This is a genomic window from Brevinematia bacterium (assembly GCA_039630355.1).
Lineage (GTDB): Bacteria > Spirochaetota > Brevinematia > DTOW01 > DTOW01 > SKYB106.
The window spans coordinates 1-4726 of the sequence record JBCNVF010000058.1; the positions used below are offsets into that span (position 1 = coordinate 1).

Consider the following 4726-nt stretch of genomic DNA (forward strand, 5'->3'; position numbering starts at 1 on the left):
GCTGGATAAATGCTGTTCAGACAAATACCACTCCTTTTGATATGTTTGTACTACACAATGCCAATGGATGGGGGGTTTTTGCAACGCATGAAGGCACTCCGATTGAGAATTGGTCAAATAATCCTACTAAATGGAAAGGAGCACCTGCTGTTATGAACAATCCTGGTGTAGTTGAATATAGGATAGATCTAAATGCGGCTGGTTTGTCTGTGAATCAGAGTATCAAAGTTGGTGTCAGTGTGGTAAATCCTGGGCATACTGGTAATCACGAGTATGAAGCAGTGCATAGAACTACCAGTGGTTATCAGTTGATAGAGATGGTTCCTTATACAATCAAGTAGGTTTGATCTAGGGAGCCTTCTGGCTCCCTTTTTTGTTTGTAGAGGAAGTTTTTAGTTTGCTTTTCTGATCACTTTAGTTATCCTCTTTTAAAGATAACTTCAGCAGAGTAGCATTGGGTTAATTAAATTCCAATTTCCGTTAGGTAAGCAATCAAGATTCCAAACTTTTTGCTTACTTAGCTTCCTTTGGTTCTAGACAGCGTTCGTTCAATATTGTTAAATTTTGAGCTTTATTGGGTGGTATTCAATAAATCTAGCTTCACTAGTTGCCCATTTGGTTTTGTCAGTCACGAAATTTCACTTTGCATCAAGTCTCTTAGGTGCCTATCAGGAGGAGTGTTTTGTTAGATTCTGGAATTTATTGTTGGATTTTGTTGCCTTCTTTTTGTTCTTGTAAAGTAACTTTCTGAATGATTAAAATAATATTCTACTATGAAATACAAAGTTACTGTTTTGCTGAAAGACAATGTTTTTGATCCGCAGGGGAGTGCCATACTCAAGGTTCTACATAACCTTGGGTATAGGGGTATAAGTGATGTTAGAGTAGGTAAGGTTTTTTACTTGGAAACAGATGATAGTGAAGATACTGTAAGAAAAGTGTCTAACGAGGTTTTATCAAATCCTGTCATTGAGAGATTTGAGATAGAGAAGGTGGAGGAATAGTATGGTGGATTACAGAGCAACAGTAAACCTTCCGACTACTACTTTCCCTATGAAGGCAAATTTACCGCAGAGAGAACCAGAATTCATAAAGTTTTGGAGAGAAAACAGAATTTACGAGAAAGCTCTTGAGGCGAAAGACAAGAGGAAGAAGTATATTCTCCACGATGGGCCTCCGTACGCAAATGGTCACATTCACATAGGACATGCATTGAATAAAATTCTTAAGGACATAGTTGTCAAAGATAGACTCCTGAGAGGATATTATACTCCTTTCATTCCGGGCTGGGACTGTCACGGTCTACCCATAGAGTTACAGGTTACAAAAAATCTAGGTAGCAAGGCAAAAACTACTCCTGCAACTGAAATTAGAAAGTTAAGCAGGGAATACGCTGAAAGGTTTGTAAACATTCAGAGAGAGGAGTTTATAAGACTTGGAGTTTTTGGTAGCTGGGATAAGCCTTATCTTACGATGTCTAAGGATTATGAGGTAAACATTGCTAAAATTTTGATTGAACTAGCTGATAGAAAGCTTATATACAAAGGTGAAAAGCCGATTCACTGGTGTTTTCATTGCGAAACTGCTCTTGCTGAAGCCGAGATAGAGTATTACGAGAAAGAATCTCCTTCAATTTATGTTAAGTTTCCAGTTGTTGAAAACGAGCTAGATGCTGGAGGTGAGGTTTTTGTGCTTATATGGACTACTACACCTTGGACCTTGCCCGGGAATACTGCAGTTGCTTTTAGCGAAGATCTAGAGTATGTTGTTGCTTCCTTTGACGGGAAGGAGTATTACGTTTTAGCTAAGGCTTTAATAGGTGATCTTGAATCTAGATTAGGTAAAAAATGGGTTGATGTTAGGGAGATTAAGATTGAGGACATAAGAAAGTTGAAGGTTAAACATCCATTTGAGGATAGAGAATCTGTGGTTGTGTTTGGAGAGCATGTGAGCTCTGATGTAGGAACGGGTATAGTTCACACTGCACCTGGGCATGGTATAGAAGATTACGAGATGGGGATAAGGTATGGACTGAAGATACTCTCTCCTGTTGACGATGAGGGTAAGTTTACAGAAGAGGTGGACAGGTGGAAAGGTATTAGGGTTTTTGAAGCTAATAACCTGATAATTGAATTTCTTAGGGAAAAGGGATTACTCCTACATTATGAGAAGTATAAACACCAATATCCGCATTGCTGGAGGTGCAAAAACCCAGTCATATTCAGGACTAAACCTCAATGGTTTTTTGATGTGAGTAATAAGGAGATAAAAGATAAAGCTATTGAGGGAATAGAGTTTGTTAGGTGGATACCCTCTTGGGGGAAGAATAGAATTGAGGCAATGGTAAGAAACAGGACTGATTGGTGTCTTTCTAGGCAGAGGGCTTGGGGGGTTCCTATTCCTGCAATAACGTGCAAAAAGTGCGGAAAGACATATCTCGGTGGAGAATGGGGGAAACATATAGTTAGGGTATTCTCTGAGCAAGGAGTGGATGTTTGGTTTGAAAAAAGTATAACCGAGTTACAGGGAGACTTTAAGTGCGAATGTGGGAGTAGGGAGTTTGATAAGGAAAGGGATATAGTTGATGTGTGGTTTGACTCTGGAGTGAGTAGTTTTTGTGTTTTGGATACTAGGGAGGAGATTCTCTCTTTAGCTGATCTGTATCTTGAGGGATCTGATCAACACAGAGGTTGGTTTCAATCATCACTGTGGCCATCTGTAGCATTAAAAGGGGTGCCTCCGTATAAAAATGTTCTCACACACGGCTTCGTTCTAGATGAACAAGGTAGAGCTATGCATAAGTCTCTTGGCAATGTTGTTGCACCGGAGGAGGTTATAAAAAAGTATGGAGCAGATGTGCTTAGGCTATGGGTAGTGTCTGAAGATTATACCGAAGATCTAAGAATAGGTGAACACATTCTTGAAAAGGTGGTTGATGCCTACAGAAAGATTAGAAACACTCTTAGGTATTTGGTAGCTAATTTGTATGACTTTGAGGAGAAAGACAAGCTTCCTTATGATAAACTTACGGAGATAGACAAATGGGTCCTTGACAGAGTTTATACTCTTTCAAATGAAATAACGAAGAGTTACGAGAACTACGAATTCAACAAAGTGTATAGGATGTTGTATGAGTTTTCTAATGTTGAGCTTAGCGCATTTTACTTTGATGTTCTTAAGGATAGGCTTTATACTGGCAAGAAAGATGGTGCGAAAAGGAGAAGTTCTCAAACTGCAATGTATTACATTCTAAGCTTTTTAACCAAAGCTATAGCTCCAATACTCTCCTTTACCGCCGAGGACGTTTGGCACCATTTCTTCAAGGATAGGCTAAAGGTGTCTTCTGTATTTCTTACGGAGTATGATATTATCCCTAATGAATGGGAAAATCCTACAATTAGGGAGGAGATGGGCACAATACTTCTGGTTAGAGATGTTGTGCTTAAGGGGCTTGAAATGGCAAGAAGGCAAAAGCTGATAAACTCTTCTCTTGAAGCAAAGGTTGTTATAGAAAGTGAGACTCAGAGAGTGAGAGAGACACTTCTGAGGTATAAAGATTCTCTTTGGGAAATTTTCATTGTCTCTCAGGTAGAGCTTGGAGAGGGTAACACAGAGACTTTTTACGAGGAAGAGGGAATAAGAGTGTGGATTGACAAAGCTGAGGGACAAAAGTGTGAAAGGTGTTGGGTTTATTCACCAACAGTAGGTATGAACCAACAACATCCAACTATTTGCCAAAAGTGTGTAGAGAGTATAGAGGATTTAAAGGTATTATAAAGTTCTGTGGAGCTATCAGAACTTTGGTGATTGGCAGGAGGTTTTACACCTAATTTCTGTCATCTTGTCAGATACGAAACAGCTAACAACAAGCAAAAAGGGATTACCTAAGACGGTTAATCTAAAGAGAAGCTTAAGAGAACTAAGGTAAGCGGGGTGGCAGTTTTAAGTGTTTACCTTGCTTTACTCTATTACCTCCACATCAATTGAGTTTATAGTTACTCCAACAGGAAGTATTAGGTTGAGTAGGTAGCCAATAAAGTAGTCTAATAGGTCATATTTGAAAACAACTCTAACTTTCTTGGCTCCAAGTCTGTCTATCATTGTAGATGAGTTGTTTACATCGTATGTAAATAGCTTGAAGTTTGTAAATGCGTCTTCAAAGCTAAGTAATGGCAAAAGCCCTGCAATCACATAGAATATTCTTTTTGAGGAGACACTCTTAGGACCTTCTCCCTCTTTCGCTAGCAGAACTTCTTTTCCAACAGGAGCTGAAGCTTTCTTAACAAAGCAACCACTAAGAGCTGAACCTGCTATTACTAATATCAACAAAATAATTAATACTCTCTTCATAAAGCACCTCCTATTCTACTATTTCTACTTCAATTGATGATGTTGCTATTGTGAAAAGCCCTAAAATTAGGGATATTATTGCATCATCTACTCCGATAAACTGAGTTACTTTTATCTTCTTAGCATCGTGCTTCATTATTATGTCTGAAATGGTGTTATCGGATATGGGCACTAATCCCCACAGAGCATACCATACCTTTTTGCCATCTTTCACTTTCGCCTTTTTGGTTTCATCAACAAGGTATACATCCTTTGTAGCAGGCGATTCAATAACTACTTTGAAACAACCAGTTATGTAAAAAAGTGATAAGATCGCTAGAAATAAGATTAATAATCTTTTCATAACAAACCTCCTTAGGTGATTTTTTGAACCACC

The 4726-nt window shown here is 38.7% G+C and carries 5 protein-coding genes; 3 read left to right on the top strand and 2 right to left on the bottom strand.

The features are described from left to right. From ABDH28_04380 to ileS, 3 genes are all read left to right on the top strand, one after another. Nucleotides 1-341: hypothetical protein (locus tag ABDH28_04380; GenBank protein ID MEN2998252.1), on the top strand; the 341-nt coding region annotated here is incomplete at its 5' end. Between the two features lie 432 nt (nt 342-773). Next, complete coding sequence (purS, locus tag ABDH28_04385; GenBank protein MEN2998253.1) at nt 774-1004, top strand: phosphoribosylformylglycinamidine synthase subunit PurS; 231 nt, start codon at nt 774-776, stop codon at nt 1002-1004. Between the two features lies 1 nt (nt 1005). Then, nucleotides 1006-3777 (top strand): isoleucine--tRNA ligase, encoded by a 2772-nt coding sequence (gene ileS, locus ABDH28_04390; GenBank protein MEN2998254.1) that lies wholly within the window; start codon nt 1006-1008, stop codon nt 3775-3777. A gap of 183 nt (nt 3778-3960) precedes the next feature. Here ileS and ABDH28_04395 read toward each other — a convergent pair whose 3' ends face one another. Together ABDH28_04395 and ABDH28_04400 are read right to left on the bottom strand one after the other, a co-directional pair. Then, nucleotides 3961-4350, bottom strand: a complete 390-nt coding sequence (locus ABDH28_04395; GenBank protein MEN2998255.1) for a hypothetical protein — start codon at nt 4348-4350, stop codon at nt 3961-3963. A 10-nt stretch (nt 4351-4360) separates the two neighbouring features. Then, nucleotides 4361-4693: a hypothetical protein gene (locus tag ABDH28_04400; GenBank protein MEN2998256.1), complete on the bottom strand. Its 333-nt coding sequence runs from the start codon at nt 4691-4693 to the stop codon at nt 4361-4363. Nucleotides 4694-4726 lie beyond the last annotated feature (33 nt).